Annotated in this window: 14 protein-coding genes and 2 pseudogenes; 8 read left to right on the forward strand and 8 right to left on the reverse strand. The window is 72.4% G+C overall.

Features of this window, described 5'->3' with window-relative positions:
- Nucleotides 1-70 precede the first annotated feature (70 nt).
- Together QQM67_RS17875 and serC are read left to right on the forward strand one after the other, a co-directional pair.
- On the forward strand, nucleotides 71-799 hold the full coding sequence (locus tag QQM67_RS17875) for a DUF1990 family protein (protein ID WP_314174889.1): 729 nt from the start codon (nucleotides 71-73) through the stop codon (nucleotides 797-799).
- Nucleotides 800-1,011: 212 nt separating this feature from the next.
- The gene (gene serC, locus QQM67_RS17880) at nucleotides 1,012-2,130 is read left to right on the forward strand and encodes a phosphoserine transaminase (protein WP_314174890.1); all 1,119 of its coding nucleotides are present in this window, start codon (nucleotides 1,012-1,014) and stop codon (nucleotides 2,128-2,130) included.
- 102 nt (nucleotides 2,131-2,232) lie between these two features.
- Here the strand turns inward: serC and QQM67_RS17885 are convergent.
- Nucleotides 2,233-2,622: pseudogene (locus QQM67_RS17885) on the reverse strand (ABC transporter permease); the annotation flags it as partial.
- Here QQM67_RS17885 and QQM67_RS30665 point away from each other — a divergent pair.
- Nucleotides 2,600-2,875: pseudogene (locus QQM67_RS30665) on the forward strand (TetR/AcrR family transcriptional regulator C-terminal domain-containing protein); the annotation flags it as partial. The pseudogenes QQM67_RS17885 and QQM67_RS30665 sit on opposite strands and share 23 nt — an antisense overlap.
- A 73-nt stretch (nucleotides 2,876-2,948) precedes the next feature.
- Here the strand turns inward: QQM67_RS30665 and QQM67_RS17895 are convergent.
- On the reverse strand, nucleotides 2,949-4,013 hold the full coding sequence (locus QQM67_RS17895; protein ID WP_314174892.1) for a hypothetical protein: 1,065 nt from the start codon (nucleotides 4,011-4,013) through the stop codon (nucleotides 2,949-2,951).
- 68 nt (nucleotides 4,014-4,081) lie between these two features.
- Here QQM67_RS17895 and QQM67_RS17900 point away from each other — a divergent pair, with 68 nt between their 5' ends.
- Nucleotides 4,082-5,077: an aldo/keto reductase gene (locus tag QQM67_RS17900; RefSeq protein WP_314174893.1), complete on the forward strand. Its 996-nt coding sequence runs from the start codon at nucleotides 4,082-4,084 to the stop codon at nucleotides 5,075-5,077.
- Nucleotides 5,078-5,289: 212 nt separating this feature from the next.
- Here QQM67_RS17900 and QQM67_RS17905 read toward each other — a convergent pair whose 3' ends face one another.
- From QQM67_RS17905 to QQM67_RS17915, 3 genes are all read right to left on the reverse strand, one after another.
- The gene (locus QQM67_RS17905; RefSeq protein ID WP_314174894.1) at nucleotides 5,290-5,934 is read right to left on the reverse strand and encodes a 2'-5' RNA ligase family protein; all 645 of its coding nucleotides are present in this window, start codon (nucleotides 5,932-5,934) and stop codon (nucleotides 5,290-5,292) included.
- Between the two features lie 127 nt (nucleotides 5,935-6,061).
- The gene (locus QQM67_RS17910; protein ID WP_314174895.1) at nucleotides 6,062-7,501 is read right to left on the reverse strand and encodes an MFS transporter; all 1,440 of its coding nucleotides are present in this window, start codon (nucleotides 7,499-7,501) and stop codon (nucleotides 6,062-6,064) included.
- Nucleotides 7,502-7,598: 97 nt separating this feature from the next.
- The gene (locus tag QQM67_RS17915; RefSeq protein WP_314174896.1) at nucleotides 7,599-8,066 is read right to left on the reverse strand and encodes a MarR family winged helix-turn-helix transcriptional regulator; all 468 of its coding nucleotides are present in this window, start codon (nucleotides 8,064-8,066) and stop codon (nucleotides 7,599-7,601) included.
- A gap of 146 nt (nucleotides 8,067-8,212) precedes the next feature.
- Here QQM67_RS17915 and QQM67_RS17920 point away from each other — a divergent pair, with 146 nt between their 5' ends.
- The 4 genes from QQM67_RS17920 (at nucleotide 8,213) to QQM67_RS17935 (ending at nucleotide 11,889) form a co-directional block, all read left to right on the forward strand.
- Nucleotides 8,213-8,470, forward strand: coding sequence for a ribbon-helix-helix protein, CopG family (locus tag QQM67_RS17920; protein WP_399067107.1), 258 nt, complete (start codon nucleotides 8,213-8,215; stop codon nucleotides 8,468-8,470).
- An 80-nt stretch (nucleotides 8,471-8,550) separates the two neighbouring features.
- Entirely contained in the window at nucleotides 8,551-8,808 is a 258-nt protein-coding gene (locus tag QQM67_RS17925) for a DUF2530 domain-containing protein (RefSeq protein ID WP_399067109.1), read from the forward strand.
- A 222-nt stretch (nucleotides 8,809-9,030) separates the two neighbouring features.
- Nucleotides 9,031-9,273: an ANTAR domain-containing protein gene (locus QQM67_RS17930; RefSeq protein WP_399067014.1), complete on the forward strand. Its 243-nt coding sequence runs from the start codon at nucleotides 9,031-9,033 to the stop codon at nucleotides 9,271-9,273.
- A gap of 21 nt (nucleotides 9,274-9,294) precedes the next feature.
- Nucleotides 9,295-11,889: a cation-translocating P-type ATPase gene (locus QQM67_RS17935; protein ID WP_314174901.1), complete on the forward strand. Its 2,595-nt coding sequence runs from the start codon at nucleotides 9,295-9,297 to the stop codon at nucleotides 11,887-11,889.
- Here the strand turns inward: QQM67_RS17935 and QQM67_RS17940 are convergent.
- The 3 genes from QQM67_RS17940 to QQM67_RS17950 all read right to left on the reverse strand — a co-directional run bounded on the left by QQM67_RS17940 (nucleotide 11,886) and on the right by QQM67_RS17950 (nucleotide 16,990).
- Complete coding sequence (locus QQM67_RS17940) at nucleotides 11,886-12,806, reverse strand: aminoglycoside phosphotransferase family protein (protein WP_314174902.1); 921 nt, start codon at nucleotides 12,804-12,806, stop codon at nucleotides 11,886-11,888. The genes QQM67_RS17935 and QQM67_RS17940 overlap by 4 nt on opposite strands.
- A 66-nt stretch (nucleotides 12,807-12,872) precedes the next feature.
- A complete protein-coding gene (locus QQM67_RS17945) occupies nucleotides 12,873-13,514 on the reverse strand; it encodes a dihydrofolate reductase family protein (RefSeq protein ID WP_314174903.1) in 642 nt (213 codons plus the stop codon).
- Nucleotides 13,515-13,723: 209 nt separating this feature from the next.
- Nucleotides 13,724-16,990, reverse strand: a complete 3,267-nt coding sequence (locus QQM67_RS17950; protein ID WP_314174904.1) for a sacsin N-terminal ATP-binding-like domain-containing protein — start codon at nucleotides 16,988-16,990, stop codon at nucleotides 13,724-13,726.
- Between the last annotated feature and the right edge of the window lie 428 nt (nucleotides 16,991-17,418).

Genomic DNA, 17,418 nt, shown 5'->3' on the forward strand with positions numbered 1-17,418 from the left:
GACCGGCCCCGGGCAGCCCGCGCACCCCGGCGAAACCGCGCCGCGGCCCGCGCGGGCCGGTGAGGCACGCGTGATCCGCGAGAGGCGCCTGCGCCGCGACAGCGCCGTCTCCTCCCTGCGCGCTCTCGGCCGGCTGGCCGTCAACTATCCCCGCCGGCTTCCCGGGCCGGACCCGGCCACCGGCTGGCACTTCGACTCCTTCGTCCAGCCGCTCCCCGCGGAGGACGCGGGGGCGCCGACCGCGGGCGGCCCGTGGGAGACCGCGTGCCGCCTCGTACGCGACTACGAGTTCGCCGATCCGCGCATCCTCCGCAGCATCTACGACGTCCACGAGCCGCTGCTGGGGCGGAACATGCTCCTCGAAGGCCGCTTCTGCGGACTGCGCTTCGACATGGGCGTGCGCATCACCTCCGTCACGGACGGCACACGCGGCACCGGCGACAGCGCACGCCGCGTGTGGGGCTGGGGCTACCAGACCCTGCCCGGCCATCTGGAGGAGGGCGAGCTCACCTACGAGGTCGTCAAGCATCTGGCCACTGGCCGCGTGGACTTCGTCATCACCGGCCACTCCCGGCGGGCCCCGGTCCGCAACCCCCTCGTCCGGTTCGGATTCGTGCTCTTCGGACGCCTGACGCAGCGCCGCTTCTACCGCGGAAGCGCGCGGCGCCTGCACCGGCTCCTCCTCGCCGAACTGCGCGGAAGCCCACCGTCCAGGCCCGAACCCCACCCGGGCGGCGAGGGTGTCGTGATCGCTCCGGGCGGGCGGATCGGTGGCACGTCCCGGCAATCGTGTGGTTGAACGCACGGTGAACGGTGACCCGCTGCGGTGCATCTCGCAGCGCTGCATGGGATGAAGGCGCCGGCAGTTGGGAAAACAGCTCCGCCGCCGCCCCCTCCGCGGGGGCGCAGGCCCTCGTGGAGGGGGACAGCGCAGCCCGTCCCAGCAGGGCCTTCGTCTCATCCGCTGGACCACCCGCCGTGCCATGTGAAGGAACGCACTAGGCTGCACGTGTGGCTGATCTCCAGATTCCCGCTGACATCAAGCCCGCCGACGGTCGATTCGGCTCGGGCCCGTCCAAGGTGCGTACGGAGGCGCTGACCGCGCTGGCTGCCACCGGCACGTCCCTTCTCGGCACCTCACACCGCCAGGCTCCGGTCAAGAACCTGGTCGGGCAGGTGCGTGAGGGCGTCAAAGAGCTGTTCCGGCTGCCGGAGGGCTACGAGGTGGTCCTCGGCAACGGCGGCACGACCGCCTTCTGGGACATCGCGACGCACGGGCTGATCGAGTCCAGGTCGCAGCACCTCTCCTTCGGCGAGTTCTCCAGCAAGTTCGCCAAGGCCTCCAAGCAGGCCCCGTGGCTCGGCGAGCCCACGGTGATCGAATCCGAGCCCGGCACCCATCCCGCACCGCGGGCCGAGGCCGGCACCGACGTCTACGCCTTCACACACAACGAGACCTCGACGGGCGTCGCGATGCCCATCGAGCGCGTGGCCGGAGCCGACGACGGCGCGCTGGTCCTGGTGGACGCCACCTCCGGCGCGGGCGGCCTCCCCGTCGACGTGCGCGAGAGCGACGTCTACTACTTCGCCCCGCAGAAGTCCTTCGCCTCCGACGGCGGCCTGTGGATCGCCGTCTTCTCGCCCGCCGCCATCGAGCGGGCCGAGCGCATCGCCGCGTCCGGCCGGCACATCCCCGCGTTCTTCGACCTGAAGACCGCGATCGACAACTCGCGCAAGAACCAGACGTACAACACCCCCGCCCTGACCACCCTCTTCCTGCTGAACGACCAGCTGGAGTGGATCAATGGGCAGGGCGGCCTCGACTGGGCGGTCCGCCGCACCGCGACGTCCTCGCGGACGCTGTACGGATGGGCGGAGGACGCCAAGTTCGCCTCGCCCTTCGTCTCCGACCCGGCGCAGCGCTCGCAGGTCGTCGGCACGATCGACTTCGGCGACGACGTCGACGCCGCCGCCGTCGCCAAGGTGCTGCGCGCCAACGGCGTCGTCGACACCGAGCCCTACCGCAAGCTCGGGCGCAACCAGCTGCGCGTGGCGATGTTCCCCGCGGTCGAGCCCTCGGACGTCGAGGCGCTCACGCGCTGCGTGGACTACGTCATCGAGAACCTCTGACGGGCACAGCACGCTCGAAGGCGGGCCCGGACGCCGTACGTACGGCGTCCGGGCCCGCCCCGTTTCCGCCGAGCCCGTGACGCCGTCAGACCGGCAGCCGCATCAGCCCGACAGCCGCTGGAACTTCCGCACCGCGAGCGGCAGGAAGACCGCCGTGATGACCAGCGGCCCCACCACGGCCATCAGGGCCGCGTTCTGCTCGACCCAACTGCCGCCCGCGGGCAGCGGGTTGCCGTACAGATCGCGTACGGCGTTCGCGGTGGCGGACACCGGATTCCACATCGCGACGGCGCCCAGCCAGTCCGGCATCGCCGAGGGCGGCGTGAAGACGCTGGAGATCATCCCGAACGGGAACGCCACGGCGAAGAGGTTCCCCGCGACCTCCTGGTTCGGCGCGATCAGGCCGAGCCAGACGCCGACCCAGATCAGCGAGAAGCGCAGCAGAAGCAGCAGCGCGAACGCGCAGAGCGTGGCGAGCAGACTCCCGGCGCTCTACACCCGGAGCCCCTGGCTGCTCCAGGTCTCCCAGGTGCGTCCCGTGCTCGGGCCCGGCTCGCTGATGGGCGTCGAGTTCGCGCTGTCGGCGATGGAAGGGCTGGAGCTGACGGGACGGGAGAAGATCGGCCTGCTGAGCACGCTCGACAACTACGTGCTGGGTGCGGCGCGCACCCACGTGCTACAGCAGTCGGCCACGGAGCACACAGGCCTGTCGGAGCGGGAGTTCTGGGACTCCCAACTGCCGTATCTGGAACGCGCGATGGGCACCGGCGAGTATCCGCACATGGCCGCGCTGCCGGAGGACTCCTTCACGCCGTACGTCAGCTCCGGCGCCGGAAGAGCCTCCGCAGCAGCGTCCACACCACCACGGCGGCCGCGATCGCCGCGCCTCCCACCACGACCTTCTTCTCGCCGATCTGGCCCTCGTCGCCGCCGCTCGCGCCGCCGCCGCCCTTCGCTCCGCCGTCCGCCTTCCGCTCGTCCGCCGGAACGCTGTCCGGCAGCAACTCCCCTTCCAGCTCCAGCGGATCGACGGTGCTGCCCTTGCCCTCCGAGCCGCACATCAGGGTGCGCCCGTCGGCGGTGAAGGTCACCGACTCGCCCTGCCCCGCCACGGGCACGCTGACGGGGGTGTCGAGCGCCTCGGGCTTGCCGTCGCGCCAGCGGAACATCTCACCGCCGAAGTAGCCGCGCAGCACCAGCCGCGTCCCGTCCGGCGAGAAGGCGCCGTCCGTCGCCCACACCTCGGTACGGGCGATGCGGCGGAAGGTGTTCACGCCGGACGGCGACATCTGCTCCGGGCCCGCGTAGATGCCGCCCTTCTTGTTCTGGTTCTTGCTGGCGATGTAGACGCGACCGGTCTTCGGGTGGACCATCAGCGACTCGGCGTCGCGCGGGCCGTCGGCGTAGCGCACCGTGTAGCGGGTCGGGGTCACCGTCGTGTCGCGCAGCGTCCGCGGCTCGTGGAAGCGGTAGATCCACACCTCGTTCCAGCCGCCGTTCAGGTTGTCGCCGATGTCGCCGACGTACACCTCGCCGCCCGGGCCGGTCGAAACGGCCTCCAGATCACGGGGGTTGACGCCCTTGAGCGTGACCGTGGCGACGGTCCGTCCGGTGGAGGAGTCCACGGCGTAGATGTACGGGCCGTCGTCCGAGTCGTTGTGCGTCCAGTAGACGCCCTTGTGCGTACGGCTCGCCGCCAACCCGCTCGACTCGGTGATGCGGGGGTCCTTGATGCGGAACGAGCCCTGCCCCTCCTCGCCTCCGGCCGCCGCACGCGGAGCCGCCGACGCCGGCGCGGCACCCGCCGCCGCCCCCAGCGCGAGCAGACCCGCCACTCCCCCGACCCCCACAGCCGCGACGGCGCGGCGCCAAAGCACAGACATGGTCACAGTCTCCCGCACGGTGAGGGGAGCTTGCTTCGAGTCCACTCCAACGGCTTGGCTCTACGGACATGGAGTACACGCAGCTCGGCCGCACCGGCCTCAGGGTGAGCCGGATCGTCCTCGGGACGATGAACTTCGGACCGCAGACCGACGAGTCCGGCAGTCACACGATCATGGACGCCGCGCAGGGCGCCGGCATCAACTTCTTCGACACAGCCAATGTGTACGGCTGGGGCCCCAACAAGGGCCGCACCGAGGAGATCCTCGGCACCTGGTTCGCCAAGGGCGGCGGCCGCCGCGAGAAGACGGTGCTGGCCACCAAGGTCTTCGGCAACATGGCCGCGGAGGGCGACAGCACGCCTAACCAGGACCGGCTCTCCGCGCTGAACATCCGCCGCGCCGTCGACGCGAGCCTCAAGCGGCTCCAGACCGATTACATCGACCTCTACCAGTTCCACCACGTCGACCGCCAGACGCCGTGGGAGGAGATCTGGCAGGCCGTCGACGTACTGATCCAGCAGGGCAAGATCATCTACGCGGGCTCCTCCAACCACGCGGGCTGGCACATCGCGCAGGCCAACGAGACCGCCGCACGGCGCGGCACGTACGGCCTCGTCAGCGAGCAGTGCCTGTACAACCTCGCCGAACGCCGCGCCGAGATGGACGTGATCCCGGCGGCGCAGGAGTACGGGCTGGGGGTCATCCCGTGGTCGCCGCTGCACGGCGGCCTGCTCGGCGGCGCGATCCGCAAGGAGACGGAGGGCGGCGGCGCACGCAGCACCTCGGGGCGCTCGGCCGACGCGCTGGCGAACTCCGAGGTACGCGAGCAGATCCAGCGCTACGAGAATCTGCTCGCCGAGCACGGCCTCGACCCGGGCGAGACCGCCCTGGCCTGGCTGCTCACGCGGCCGGGCGTGACGGGCCCGATCGTCGGCCCGCGCACGCCGGAGCAGCTGGAGTCGGCGCTGCGCGCGGCGGAACTGAAGCTCGACGAGGGCCTGCTGGCCTCGCTCGACGAGATCTTCCCCGGGCCTGGCCCGACGCCGGAGGCGTTCGCCTGGTGACGCGGCGGCGGGCGGCCGGGCACGCACAGGCCCGGCCGCCCGGCGCCCTTCGCGTTCCCGGAGTCCCGGGCCTGCGGGGGCGTCCCGGGCGTACGGGATCTAGGCTCCGACGGCCGCCGCGATGGCCACCACGACCAGCAGCAGCACGAGCGCACCGCTGACGATGCGCGTCCTCGTCTTGGTATTCACGCCTTCCAAGGTAACCAAGTCCCTCAACCGCCCAGCGGCCAGGCCGCGATCTGCTCGTAACGGGGCTGCTCGCCCTCCACTCCGCTCTCCGGCAGATTGCTGCGTACGAGCGCGAGTTCGCCCGCGGTCCAGGGCTCGCCCACGAAGGCGCCGAGGGCCTCGGTGTACGGACGCAGGTCGAACCGGGGCGACCTGGCGCGGGCCAGCGTGACGTGTGCGCGGAAGCGCCGGGGCTCGTCCGGACCGAGGCCGACGCGCCTCCCCGCGGCGGCGGTGGCGGCGGCGAGGCACCGCAGGGCCTCGCCGTCGGGGCGGACGCCGGACGGGTCCGCCCCGGCAGGTGCGGCGTCGCTGCCGAAGTCCTGGCCGGAGGGCGCGCCGACGACCGCGGCCCACAGCGAACGCCCCCCGAAGTGCCCTCCTCCGGAGATCCGCAGCCGCAGCGGACTCCCGCGCCGGGCGGCGCGCGAGAGGCGTTCGCGCAGCCCGTCCAGCTGCCCGTCCTCGACCTCGCCGTAGAAGGCGAGCGTGACGTGCCAGTTGGCGCGGTCGATCCAGCGCAGCTCCCCAGCACGGTCCCGGGAGCGCAACTCCGCGACCTTGTCGGCGAGTTGACCGGCTCCGTCGAGAACGTCTGCGGGCGGCAGCAGGGCCGTGAAGAGTCTCATGCCCCCAGCATGCCGCCGCACGAACCGGCGGCACGCCCCCGCGGGTGCAGGGCCCGTACAGACCTCGTGGCGACCCCGTACCGACGCGGACCGGCAGGCCCCGGCGAGGGCCCCCGCGCCGCGGTCACTACGCGGCGGACGTCACGCGCTCCCGCCCCGCGCCCGCGGTCTCCCGCGGCACGAACCTCACGTGCCGGTGCCCGCGCCGCAGGTCCACGCGCAGCCGCAGCCCCCCGGCGCGCGCCAGCACCAGCCCGATCGCGACGGCGACGACCGCCGAGATCAGACCGCCGGAGAGGAAGCCGATGCGGGCGCCGAAGGTGTCGGTGACCCAGCCCATGAGCGGCCCGCCGATGGGCGTACCGCCCATGAAGACCATCATGTAGAGGCTCATCACGCGGCCCCTCATCGCCGGGTCCGAGGCCGTCTGCACGCTGGAGTTGGCGGTGACGTTGAAGGTCAGCCCCATGATCCCGATGGGCGCCATCAGCGCCGCGAACAGCCAGAAGGACGGCGTGAGCGCCGCCGCCGTCTCCAGTACGCCGAAGAGCAGCGCCGCCCCGGCCATCAGCCGCATACGGGAGGTGCCCCGCCGCGCCGAAAGCAGCGCCCCCACCACGGAGCCGACGGCCATGAGGGTGTTGAGCAGCCCGTACGTACCGGCGCCCTCCTCGAAGACCTTGTCCGTGAAGGCGGTCAGCCAGATCGGGAAGTTGAAGCCGAACGTGCCGACGAAGCCGACGAGCACGATGGGCCACATCAGCTCGGGGTGGCTGCGCACATAGCTCAGCCCCTCCCGCAGCTGGCCCTTGCTGCGCGGGGCGCGTTCGGTGTGGTGCAGCTCGCTCGTGCGTATCAGCAGCAGACCGGTGAGCGGTGCGAGGAAGGACAGGCCGTTGAAGAGGAAGGCCCAGCCGCTGCCGACGGCCGAGATCATCACGCCGGCGATCGCGGGCCCGACGAGGCGGGCGCTCTGGAAGTTCGCGGAGTTGAGCGACACCGCGTTGCCTATCTGCCCGGGACCGACCATCTCGGAGACGAAGGTCTGGCGCGTGGGGTTGTCGAGCACCGTCGCGAGGCCGAGCACGAACGCGAGCACGTACACGTGCATGACGTGCACCTCGCCGCTCAGCGTCAGCGCCGCGAGCGCGAGGCCCGTGAGCCCCATGACGGACTGCGTCACCAGGAGCAGCCTGCGCTTGTTGCAGCGGTCCGCGACGACGCCTCCGTAGAGGCCGAAGAGCAGCAGCGGCAGGAACTGGAGTGCCGTCGTGATGCCGACGGCGGTGGCCGACCCGGTGAGGCTGAGCACCAGCCAGTCCTGGGCGATGCGCTGCATCCAGGTGCCGGTGTTGGAGACGGCCTGGCCCATCGCGAAGAGCCGGTAGTTGCGTATGCGCAGGGACGAGAACATCGACGGCTTCCTGGCCGGCTTCTCCCCGTTCGTCTTGTGGCTCGTCTCCGGGTCGGTTTCGTGGTCCGTCTCGTGCTTCGTCTGGTCGTTCGACTCGTTCAAGGGCTTGTCATCGGGTGCGGGTGCGGAATCTGTTCCGTGGCCCGTACTCAATCGCCTTCGCCTCCTCAGTCGTCCGCGTCTGTTCGTCTCCGTCGCGCCGGTACTGCTCCTGACGGGTGCGCCGCAGGCCCTCGCGGGCTCCGCCGGTCTACGAGTGCGCCAGCTTCTCCAGCACCGGGGCCGCGGCACGCAGCCGCTCCCACTCGTCATCGTCGAGCCGGCCGGCCAGTTCGGCCAGCCAGGCGTTCCGCTTCTCGCGGCTGGCGGCGAGCATCGACTCCGAGCGCTCGGTCTGCGTGACCGTCTTCTGGCGGCGGTCGTCGGGGTGCGGCTCCAGCCGTACGAGCCCCTTCGACTCCAGCATCGCCACGATGCGGGTCATCGACGGCGGCTGCACGTGCTCCTTGCGGGCCAGCTCGCCGGGCGTGGCCGAGCCGCAGCGGGCGAGGGTGCCGAGGACGGACATCTCCGTCGGGCTCAGCGACTCGTCCACCCGCTGGTGCTTCAGGCGCCGCGAGAGCCGCATGACGGCGGTCCGCAGCGAGTTGACCGCGGCCATGTCGAGATCGCTGGCGGCGGCTGCGCCCGGGGTACGGCGCTCGGATGTCTCCGGCATGTCGTTAGGGTAACTCATTACCCGGCCTAAAGAATAGCTCGCGGTCCGGTAACGGTCTGTCTGCTCTCTCACACATACGGGTGACATCGCACGGAAATCTGAGACATCACCCCCTGCCCGACCGGGACCGTGGACGCATGACCTCGATGACCTCCAAGGTGCTCAGCCTGCGGTTGGACAGCGAGCTGTTCGACCGGCTGCACGCCCACGCCGCCAAGCGCCGCATGAGCGTCCAGGACTACGTCGTCCGCGCGCTCGTGCGCGACGATTTCGACGAACGACTCCAGACCTCCGTCGAGGAGACGGAGAGGTTCTACGCCTCGGCCCCGACGGCGGGTTCATCCGCCGCGGCCGGCTGGTCCGCAACCGGTTCCCGCCTCCCCCGGTCCCGGGGCCCTCGATAGGCTGTTCCCCTGCCCGGCGGCGCACGGCCCACGGGCGCCCCGCCCCGCGAGCACGAGAGGAAGCTGCGGCCATGGGCCTCATGAACCGGTGGACCGACGGCCAGCGCGAAGCCCCCGAGCCGCTCGAAGGCCCGGTCAAGGGCACCGTCCTGGTCGGCACCGCCATCTGGTTCGTCCTCTTCCTCGCACAGCTCCCCTTCTACGGCTGGTACGAGGACCACGGGCACACCTGGTTCATCTGGACCTGCGCCGCCGGCGCCGGAGGCGGCCTGGTCGGCTTCTGGTACGTGCACCGCCGCGAGCGCGCCATGAGGCGCGACGCTCGGAACTCCGCCTGAAGGGGCCCGGGTTGAAGGGTTCGCGCGAGACACGTGCCCGCGCCGGACAGGCCCGCGCCCGCGAGCTGCCTCCGCCTCGCGATCATGCGTATGATCACTCGGAAGGGCATATGCCATGGCCCGCCGTGCCGGCGGTGCACCACGTCACGCCGAGCGGAATCGGGGCAGGGAATGGGCGACGCGGAGAATCCGCATGCCGAGCTTGAGCACCTTCGTCGGGCCATGGAGACGCGCCCCGTCATCGACCAGGCGCACGGCGTCCTGATGGCGGCCTACCGGTGCACGCCCCGCAACGCGTGGCACGTCCTCGTCACCGTCTCCCAGAACACGAACGTCAAGCTGCACAAGGTGGCGGAGGCGCTCGTGGACACCACTCAGGGACACCCGCTGCCCGAGCCGCTGAGCTCGGCGCTCCGCACCGCACTGAACACCGCACCTCCGGACCAGGCAGGGCAAGGCGCCTGAATCGCCCGTAACGTCGAATGCATGACGGAGCGGACGGGCACCGCCGCCGGGGAACATCCCGGAGAGGGCCCGCAACGCGGGCTGAGCGCCGCCGAGGTGGAGGCGCGGACCGCACGCGGCGAGATCAACGACGTGCCCGTGCGCAGCAGCCGGTCCCTGGCGGACATCGTCCGCACGAACGTCTTCACACGCTTCAACGCCATCATCGGCGTGCTCTTCGTGATCATCCTCTTCGTGGGCCCCGTGCAGGACAGCCTCTTCGGCTTCGTGATCCTCGCGAACACCCTCATCGGCATCGTCCAGGAGCTGCGGGCCAAGCGGACGCTCGACAACCTGGCCGTCATCGGCGAGGTACGGCCGGCTGTCAGACGGGACGGCGAACGCGTCTCGCTGTCCGCGTCGCAGATCGTGCTCGGCGACCTCATCGAGATCCGTCCCGGAGACAGATGCGTCGTGGACGGCGAAGTGACGGAGGCGGACAACCTGGAGGTCGACGAGTCGCTGCTCACCGGCGAGGCCGAGCCCGTCGTCAAGCAGCCCGGCGACCGGATCATGTCCGGCAGCTTCGTCGTCGCCGGAAGCGGCGCCTTCACCGCGACGCGCGTGGGACGGGCCGCCTACGCGGCACAGCTCGCCGAGGAGGCCTCCCGGTTCACTCTCGTCCACTCCGAGCTGCGCAGCGGCATCAACGACCTGCTCAAGTACGTCACATGGGTCATCATCCCGACCGGGGTGGGGCTCGTGCTGAGCCAGCTCGTCGTGGAGAAGCACGACATCGAGAGCGCCGTGCGCCGCATGGTCGGCGGCATCTCGCCGATGGTGCCGGAAGGGCTCGTGCTGCTGACGTCGATCGCCTTCGCCATCGGCGTCGTACGGCTAGGACGCAGGCAGTGCCTCGTGCAGGAGCTGCCCGCCATCGAGGGGCTCGCCCGGGTCGACGTCGTCTGCCTCGACAAGACGGGCACCCTGACCGAGGGCGGCATGGACGTGGCCGAGGTGCGCGTCCTCCGGAACGGCGAGAAGAGCGAAGACGACGGGGAGGGCAAGGGCGACGGCGAGGGCACGGCCGCCTCCGCCGGGGCGGGCGGGGGCGGCGGGAGCGGGCGGGACGGCGCGTACGTCGAGGGGGTTCTCGCGGCTCTCGGCTCGGCCGACCCGCGTCCGAACGCGAGCATGCAGGCCATCGTCGACGCGTTCGCTCCCGACGGCGATCAGGGCGGCGAGAGCGGGACGCGGTGGCGCGTCGCGCGGTCGCTGCCCTTCTCCTCCGCCCGCAAGTACAGCGGGGCCACCCTCGTCGAGCAGGACGGCACACGCCGCACCTGGCTGCTCGGCGCCCCGGACGTGCTGCTGCCGCGCAACCACCCCGCCCTCACGGAGGTCGACGAGCTCAGCCGCGAGGGGCTGCGCGTCCTGCTGCTGTCGGTCACGGACGACGGGCAGGGCCCTTCCCCCGGCGCGGGCGGGGACGGCCCGGAGGAGTCGGACGGCGTCACGCCCGCCGCCCTCGTCGTACTGGAGCAGCGGCTGCGGCCCGACGCGGGCGACACCCTCCACTACTTCGCCGAGCAGGACGTCGACGCGAAGGTCCTCTCCGGCGACAACGCGGTCTCCGTCGGGGCCGTCGCGGGCAAGCTGCGCCTGCCGGGCGCGCACAACCCCGTCGACGCGACCCGGCTCCCCGAGGACGCCGCCGGAATGGTGCGCGCGCTGGAGAGCGGGACGGTCTTCGGGAGGGTCTCGCCGCGGCAGAAGCAGACGATGGTCGGCTCGCTCCAGGAGCACGGCCACCACGTCGCGATGACGGGCGACGGGGTCAACGACGTGCTCGCGCTCAAGAACGCCGACATCGGCGTCGCGATGGGCACCGGCTCGGCGGCGACGCGCGCCGTGGCCCAGATCGTGCTCCTCAACAACAGCTTCGCGACGCTCCCCTCGGTCGTGGCCGAGGGCCGCCGCGTCATCGGCAACATCGAGCGCGTCGCCAACCTCTTCCTCACCAAGACCGTCTACTCGGTGCTGCTGGCCCTGCTCGTCATCGCCTGGCAGGTGCCCTACCCGTTCCTCCCCCGCCACCTCACGCTCCTGTCGTCGCTCACGATCGGCATCCCTGCCTTCTTCCTCGCGCTCGCGCCCAACCGGGAGCGGGCGAAGCCGCACTTCGTACGCCGGGTCATGCGGTACGCGGTTCCGGCGGGGCTCATCGCGGGGGTGGCGACGTTCGCCACGTATCTGCTGGCACGTCAGCACTACTCGGGCGCCGGGTCGTTGGGCGCCGAGACCAGCGTGGCCACGCTGACGCTCTTCCTGATCACGCTGTGGGTGCTCGCGATCGTCGCCCGCCCCTACAGCTGGTGGCGGGTCGCGCTGGTGCTCACGATGGGGCTCGCCTTCGTCGTCGTACTGGTCACGCCCGTTCTCCAGCGCTTCTTCGCGCTGAAGCTGATCGGTACGGAGATGCCGTGGAGCGCGGCGGCCGTAGCGGTGCTCGCGGGGGTGGCGCTGGAGGTGGCCTGGCGCCGTGTGGACGGCTCGCGGGAGAACGCGGAGGGGCGAGGTGCCGGTCGCGGGGGCGGGGACGGGGGCCCGGACGGCGAACGGGACCGGGACGGCTAGAACGCGTACCAGCGTGCCGCCGCGTCGGTCTGGCGCAGGGAGGCGACCCGGCGCGTGAACTCCCGGGCCGCCGCCGGATTTCCGGGCGCATGCTGCGCCACCCACGCGCAGGCCGCCGTCTCCCGTGCGCCGCGCAGCACCGCGCAGCCCGGCCACTCCCGCACGTCCCAGCCGTAGGCGCGTACGAAGCCGGAGTAGGCCGCCTCCTCCAGCCCGTAGCGGTCGAGGCTCAGGGCGAGCACCACCAGGTCGTGCTCGCGCAGGTCGTCGGAGAAGGTCTCCAGGTCCAGCAGCAGCGGGCCGTCCGGGCCGACGTGGACGTTGCGGGGCAGCGCGTCGCCGTGCAGCGGCCCCGGCGGCAGCACGGGGGTCAGCTCGGCGATCGCGGCGTCGAAGTCGTCGCGCCGCGCACGCAGATACTCCGCGTCCGCCGGGGGCACCGCGTCCCCGGCGAGGCGGAGCCAGCGCTCCACACCGGAGAGCAGGTCGCGGCGCGGCAGCTCGAACGGCGGGGCGTCCAGGGCGTGTACGAGACGCAGCAGCCCGGCGAGATCCGCGGGCACCGCATCCCGTACGGACTCGGGCAGTCGCCGCCAGAAGGTGACCGGATGCCCCTCGACGACGGCGACGCCGGGACGGGCCGCCCGCACGGCGGGCACCTCCCGCTCCTCCAGCCATGCCGCGACGCGCAGTTCACGCTCGGCGCGCGGGAGGAGTGACGGGTCGCGTCCGATGCGTACGACGTCGCCCTCCGGAGAGCCCGGCGCGAGGACGGCGTTCTCTCCGAGCGCCAGCAGCTCCGCGTCCCCGGCGGGCTCGCCGGCGGCCGCCAGGAGGGCGCGGGCGCGCGCCTCCGTGAACGGCTCCGTTTCCGCCCGCTGGTACGCCCGCTCGTGCTCCGTGCCGTCGTCGCCCATCCGGGCAGCGTATGCGGTCTCCCGCACGGTGCCGGTCCGTGGGCGATCCCTCTGCGGACGGCCGCCCTAGCCGTCGTTCACGGCGTCGTCGTCCAGCTCGATCGAGCCGTACTGCGGGCGGCCCTCCCACGTGTAGGTGTGGATCGCGATTCCCGTGCCGGTGTTCGTGGAGTCCCTCAGCCTGAGCGCCGTCGGCAGCGAGCCCTCCGTGAAGAGCCGCCGTCCGCCGCCGAGTACGACGGGGTAGATCAGCAGCCTGAACTCGTCGATGAGGTCGTGCGCCATCAGGGTCTGCGCGAGGATGCCGCTGCCGTGGATCTGGAGCTCGGTGCCGTGATGCTGCTTCTTCAACTCGGCAACCTGGTGCGGGATGTTCCCGCTCAGCAGCGTCGTGTTGTGCCAGTCGGCGGTCTTCAGCGTCGTCGAGGCCACGTACTTCGGGAGGGTGTTGAGCTTCGTCGCGACCGGGTCGTCGGGGTCGGTGACGGCCGGCCAGTGCGCGGCGAAGATCTCGTACGTGCGGCGCCCGAGCACGAATCCGTCGGCGTCGGCGATGGTCTTCGACATGAACGAGCCCATGTCCGCGTCCACGTAGGGGACGACCCAGCCTCCCTGCTCGAAATCGCCGCTGGTGTCCTCGCGGGGGCCTCCGGGCGCCTGCATGACGCCGTCGAGGGATACGAACGTGGTGAGCGTGAGTGTGGTCATGCGCGTGTGACCGGCGCACGGCCCGGAAATCATCGCTTCCGGCGCCTCGTCCGCCCGCCCGGACGCACGTCTGGGGCACGTCTGAGCACGTCTGGACGAGCGGTCGGACGACCGGACGGACGCGTGCGCGGAGGACCGGGGGACCGGGGGACCGGGGGATTGGTCGGCCGGTACCCGGCAGCGCTCGCCGGACACCGTTCTCCGGCCGGTCAGTCGAACCAGCGTGCCCTCTCCAGCTCGGCCACCCGTCCCGGGTCCTCCAGCAGCGCGGCCACCTCGAAGCGGCGGGCCCAGCGTCCGGCCGCCCAGGCCAGACCGGCCGCCACCCCTTCGAGCGTCGCGGCGTGCAGCACCCCGTCCGGCGTGCGCCGCCACTCCACGTCCACGCCGTCGACGATCAACTCGTCGTGTTCGCGGTACGTACGGGGCGCCTCCGGCAGCAGGACCCGCACCGGCTCCGGCACCTCCCGCTCCGTGCCGTCGCCGGACGCCGCCGTGTCGACCCTGCCCGGCACCGCCCCGGTCAGCCTCGGCACGTCCAGCACCGCTGCCAGCCCGGCCGCGTGCTCGGGCGCGACCGGCAGCAGCGCCCGGCCCTCCGCCAGCGGAACCAGATCCGGGGCGTCCGCGATCAGCGCCTCGGACCTCGGGGTGACCTCGACGGCACCCGTCGCCGCCCGTACGGTGCGCAACTCCTCGGGAAGCGTGACCTCTTCGGGATCAAGGCGCGCCAACAGCCCGTACAGCCCGTGGAGTTGTGCGTGGCCGACCTCCGACTCCGGGTCGGCGAGCCGTCCCAGCAGCTCCGCGGCGCCGCCCGGTTCCTCCAGCAGCGCCGCGGCCGACGTACGGATTCCCAGCGCCCGCAGCACCTGGTCGTCTCCGCCGGAGGCAGCAGCGGCCTCCCCGCCGAAGCCACTTGGGGTCTCCCCGCCGAAGGCCATTGGGGTCTCCCCGCCGAAGGCAGGGGAAGCGTCGGCCTCCTCGTACAGCCCCTCCAGCAGCGGATCGGCGCCGGCCGCCCGCAGTCCCGCCGGGCGCCGGCCGTCCAGCACGGGATGGCCGCGCAGCCACCACGCGGTGTACGGACGGACCGTCGCCGTCACGCCGTCGGGCAGCAGCACCCGCACCGGCGCGACCAGCGCCTCGCGCAGCGGCGGACGGGCGAGCATCGCCAGCGCCTCGCGCCAGCAGTCGTCGTCGACCAGGTCCAGGTCGCGCACGGCCACCAGCTCCGAGGCGACGGGCGGCACCGGCCCGTCGCTCTCCAGCTGGTCCAGCACGTCCTCGCACCACACGTCGACCGCGTCCAGCAGCCCCACGTCGTCGGGTTCGGCGAAGTCACCCTCGCGCGGCTCCAGTTCGTCCGGATCGAGCACGACATCCGTCGCCCGTACGAGCGCGAAGTCCGCCTGCACTCCGACCGCGGTAAGCGGCTGCTCTCCCCATCGCTCCGCCAACTCACCGTCGCACGCCGCGAGTTCACCCTCTCGGATGACGCGCTCGAAGGCGCTGCCGGGGAAGACCAGCTCGCCTGCCGGGGCGATCTCGCCGTCCTCGTCGGGCAGCGCGAGCGCACCGAGCCACGGCTCGTCGCCGGGCTCCAGCCCCGCGTCCCGTACGAGCCCGAGCACGATCTCCGCCAACTCCTCGGCGTCCAGGGGCCCTTCGTCCTCCTCGGCGAGACCGCCGTCCCACCGCAGGTCGCCCTCGTCCAGCGAGGCGGCGACGGCCGCGCGCACCTGCGGCGTCGTCAGTACGGCGCGGGGCGTGGCGCCCGTGGCGCCGAGCTTCTCCAGCAGCGGGTGCACCGCGTCCTCGTGGGCGACCTTCAGGCCGAGCCGCCCCAACTGCCGTCCCCTGTCCGGCTCCAGGGACGAGTCCGGCAGCGGCAGCAGCACCTGCCGCGGGCCGATCGTCGTTCGCACTCCCCCGGAGCCTCCAGCCCGGGTGCCCCCGGCGAGCGGCACGGGAAGCCCCGAAAGCCGGTCCGGGTCCACACCGGCGAGCGAGTCGTACAGCCGCCGCCACCACTCCGGGGGACGCTCCACACCCGCGAGCCGGTCGATCAACTCGCCGAGCGGCACCCTGGCGACCTCCAGCGCACGCAGCTCCGCGCGGCGCTCCATCCCGGCGGGCAGCAGGGTCGGGAAGAGCCCCGCCAGCACGCCGACCGTGGCGGCTCCGGCCCCCTCCGCGATCTCCGCGTCACGCGGGCGCAGCACGACCGGCTCGCCGTTCTCGTCGGTGCCCGCACCCGCGAGGAACGGCACGACCGGCAGCTTCGACAGCAGCAACTCCCGTAGCTCACCGTCCAGTCGGCTCTTCCCCAGCGGCCCCGGCACCAGGTCCACGACGTCCGGGGTCACCGGCTGCCACTCGCGCAGCAGCCGTACGTACGCATCGGCGGCACGCTCCAGCAGGAAGCTCGTCAGCGGGCCCGGTGCGACGTGCCGGCGCGTCGAGTCCAGCGGGAAGCTCGCGATCAACAGCGCGGGCAGACCCAGCGGTTCGTCCGTCGGCGTCGGCGCGTGCACGCACGGGGCCGTCGGGGGGCGCACGGGGCTGCCGTCCTCCACGGGCACCGCCCACGTCACCGACCAGGCGGGGCGCAGCCGCTCCTCGACTGGACGGTCCTCCAGCAGCGCCTCGTCGGCCACGCCTTCGTCCTGCGCCACGCGCCAGCGCCGCACGCCGCCGTCGCCGCGCCGCACCTCCACGAACGGGCCGTCCGCGTGCCGGGTCAGCCGCCGGACGCCCTCGCCCGTCTCCACGACGACCTCGTCCAGACCGGGCAGCGTCAGCAGCAGCGCGTCGTCGACGTCCGCGAGCAGCCGCTCCGCCAACTGCCGTGCGCCCGCGTCCCGCAGGGGCAGCACCACGGCGGTGTCGTACCCCTCGGGCACGACGTTCTCCGGGGGCCGTTCCGCCGGCAACGGCAGCCGCAGCAGCGGCGCGTGGCCCTCCCGGCGGCGCAACTCCTCGCCGAGCGCGGGCACTTCGCGCGCCGCCTCCAGCACCATCTCCCGCGCCTCGTCCAGCGACCACCGCACGCCGCCCGCGGCACCGACGACGGCGGGCTCGTCACTGACCGCGAGCACCGCGGAGAAGCCCACGCCGAACCGGCCCACCGTGGCGGCGTCTTCGTCGTCCCGCTTCGCGGAGGCACGCAGCGTCGACAGCGACTCGACGCCCGCGGCGTCCAGCGGGGCGCCGCTGTTCGCGACGACGAGCACGCCCTCGCGGAGGGTGAGCCTGAGTCGCCCGGGGGTGTTCGCGCGTGCGGCGGCGTCCGAGGCGTTCTGCGCCAACTCGATGACGAGGCGGTCCCGGTAGCCGCCGAGGGCCAGCTCCTGTTCGGCGTTGGCGTCCTCGCGGAACCGCGCGGGCGAGGCGGTCCATGCGTCCAGCACGCCACGCCGCAGCCGCGCCGTCCCGAACGTGTCTCCGCCTGCCGGCGGTTCTGCCTGGCCCATCGCCTTCTCCTTCATCGCACGGGGCCCCCGGGGGTGCCCTCGGCGCCCTCGCCCCGCCTGGCGACGGTACGGCATCGGCTGGCGCCTTGGCCTTTCCGGGTTCGCCGCTTCCGGTGCGTTTGTGGTGCCGGGGGCGGGGCGCTCCGGCGGCGGCTCCGGGAAGGCATGATTTTTGGCCCCAGGCCTCACGGAACAGATCCGTTGATCTTTGATGCCGGGCCACAAATCACGCTTGAGTTTCCCGGAACCACCGCCTGCGCGCCCCACCCCCTCACGTCCGTCGGCGGCTTCCCCTTGTGGACTCCGACCAGCGCGGCACGGTCTCCGGGTTCTCAACCGGCCGCTGATCGGGGGTGGTTGGACGTACGCGTAGGCGCGGCCGGGCCAGATGGTTATGGGGAGCGGTGCCCCCTTGGGACCACGAAGGG

It is taken from the genome of Streptomyces winkii, from assembly GCF_032248595.1.
Taxonomy (GTDB): domain Bacteria; phylum Actinomycetota; class Actinomycetes; order Streptomycetales; family Streptomycetaceae; genus Streptomyces; species Streptomyces winkii.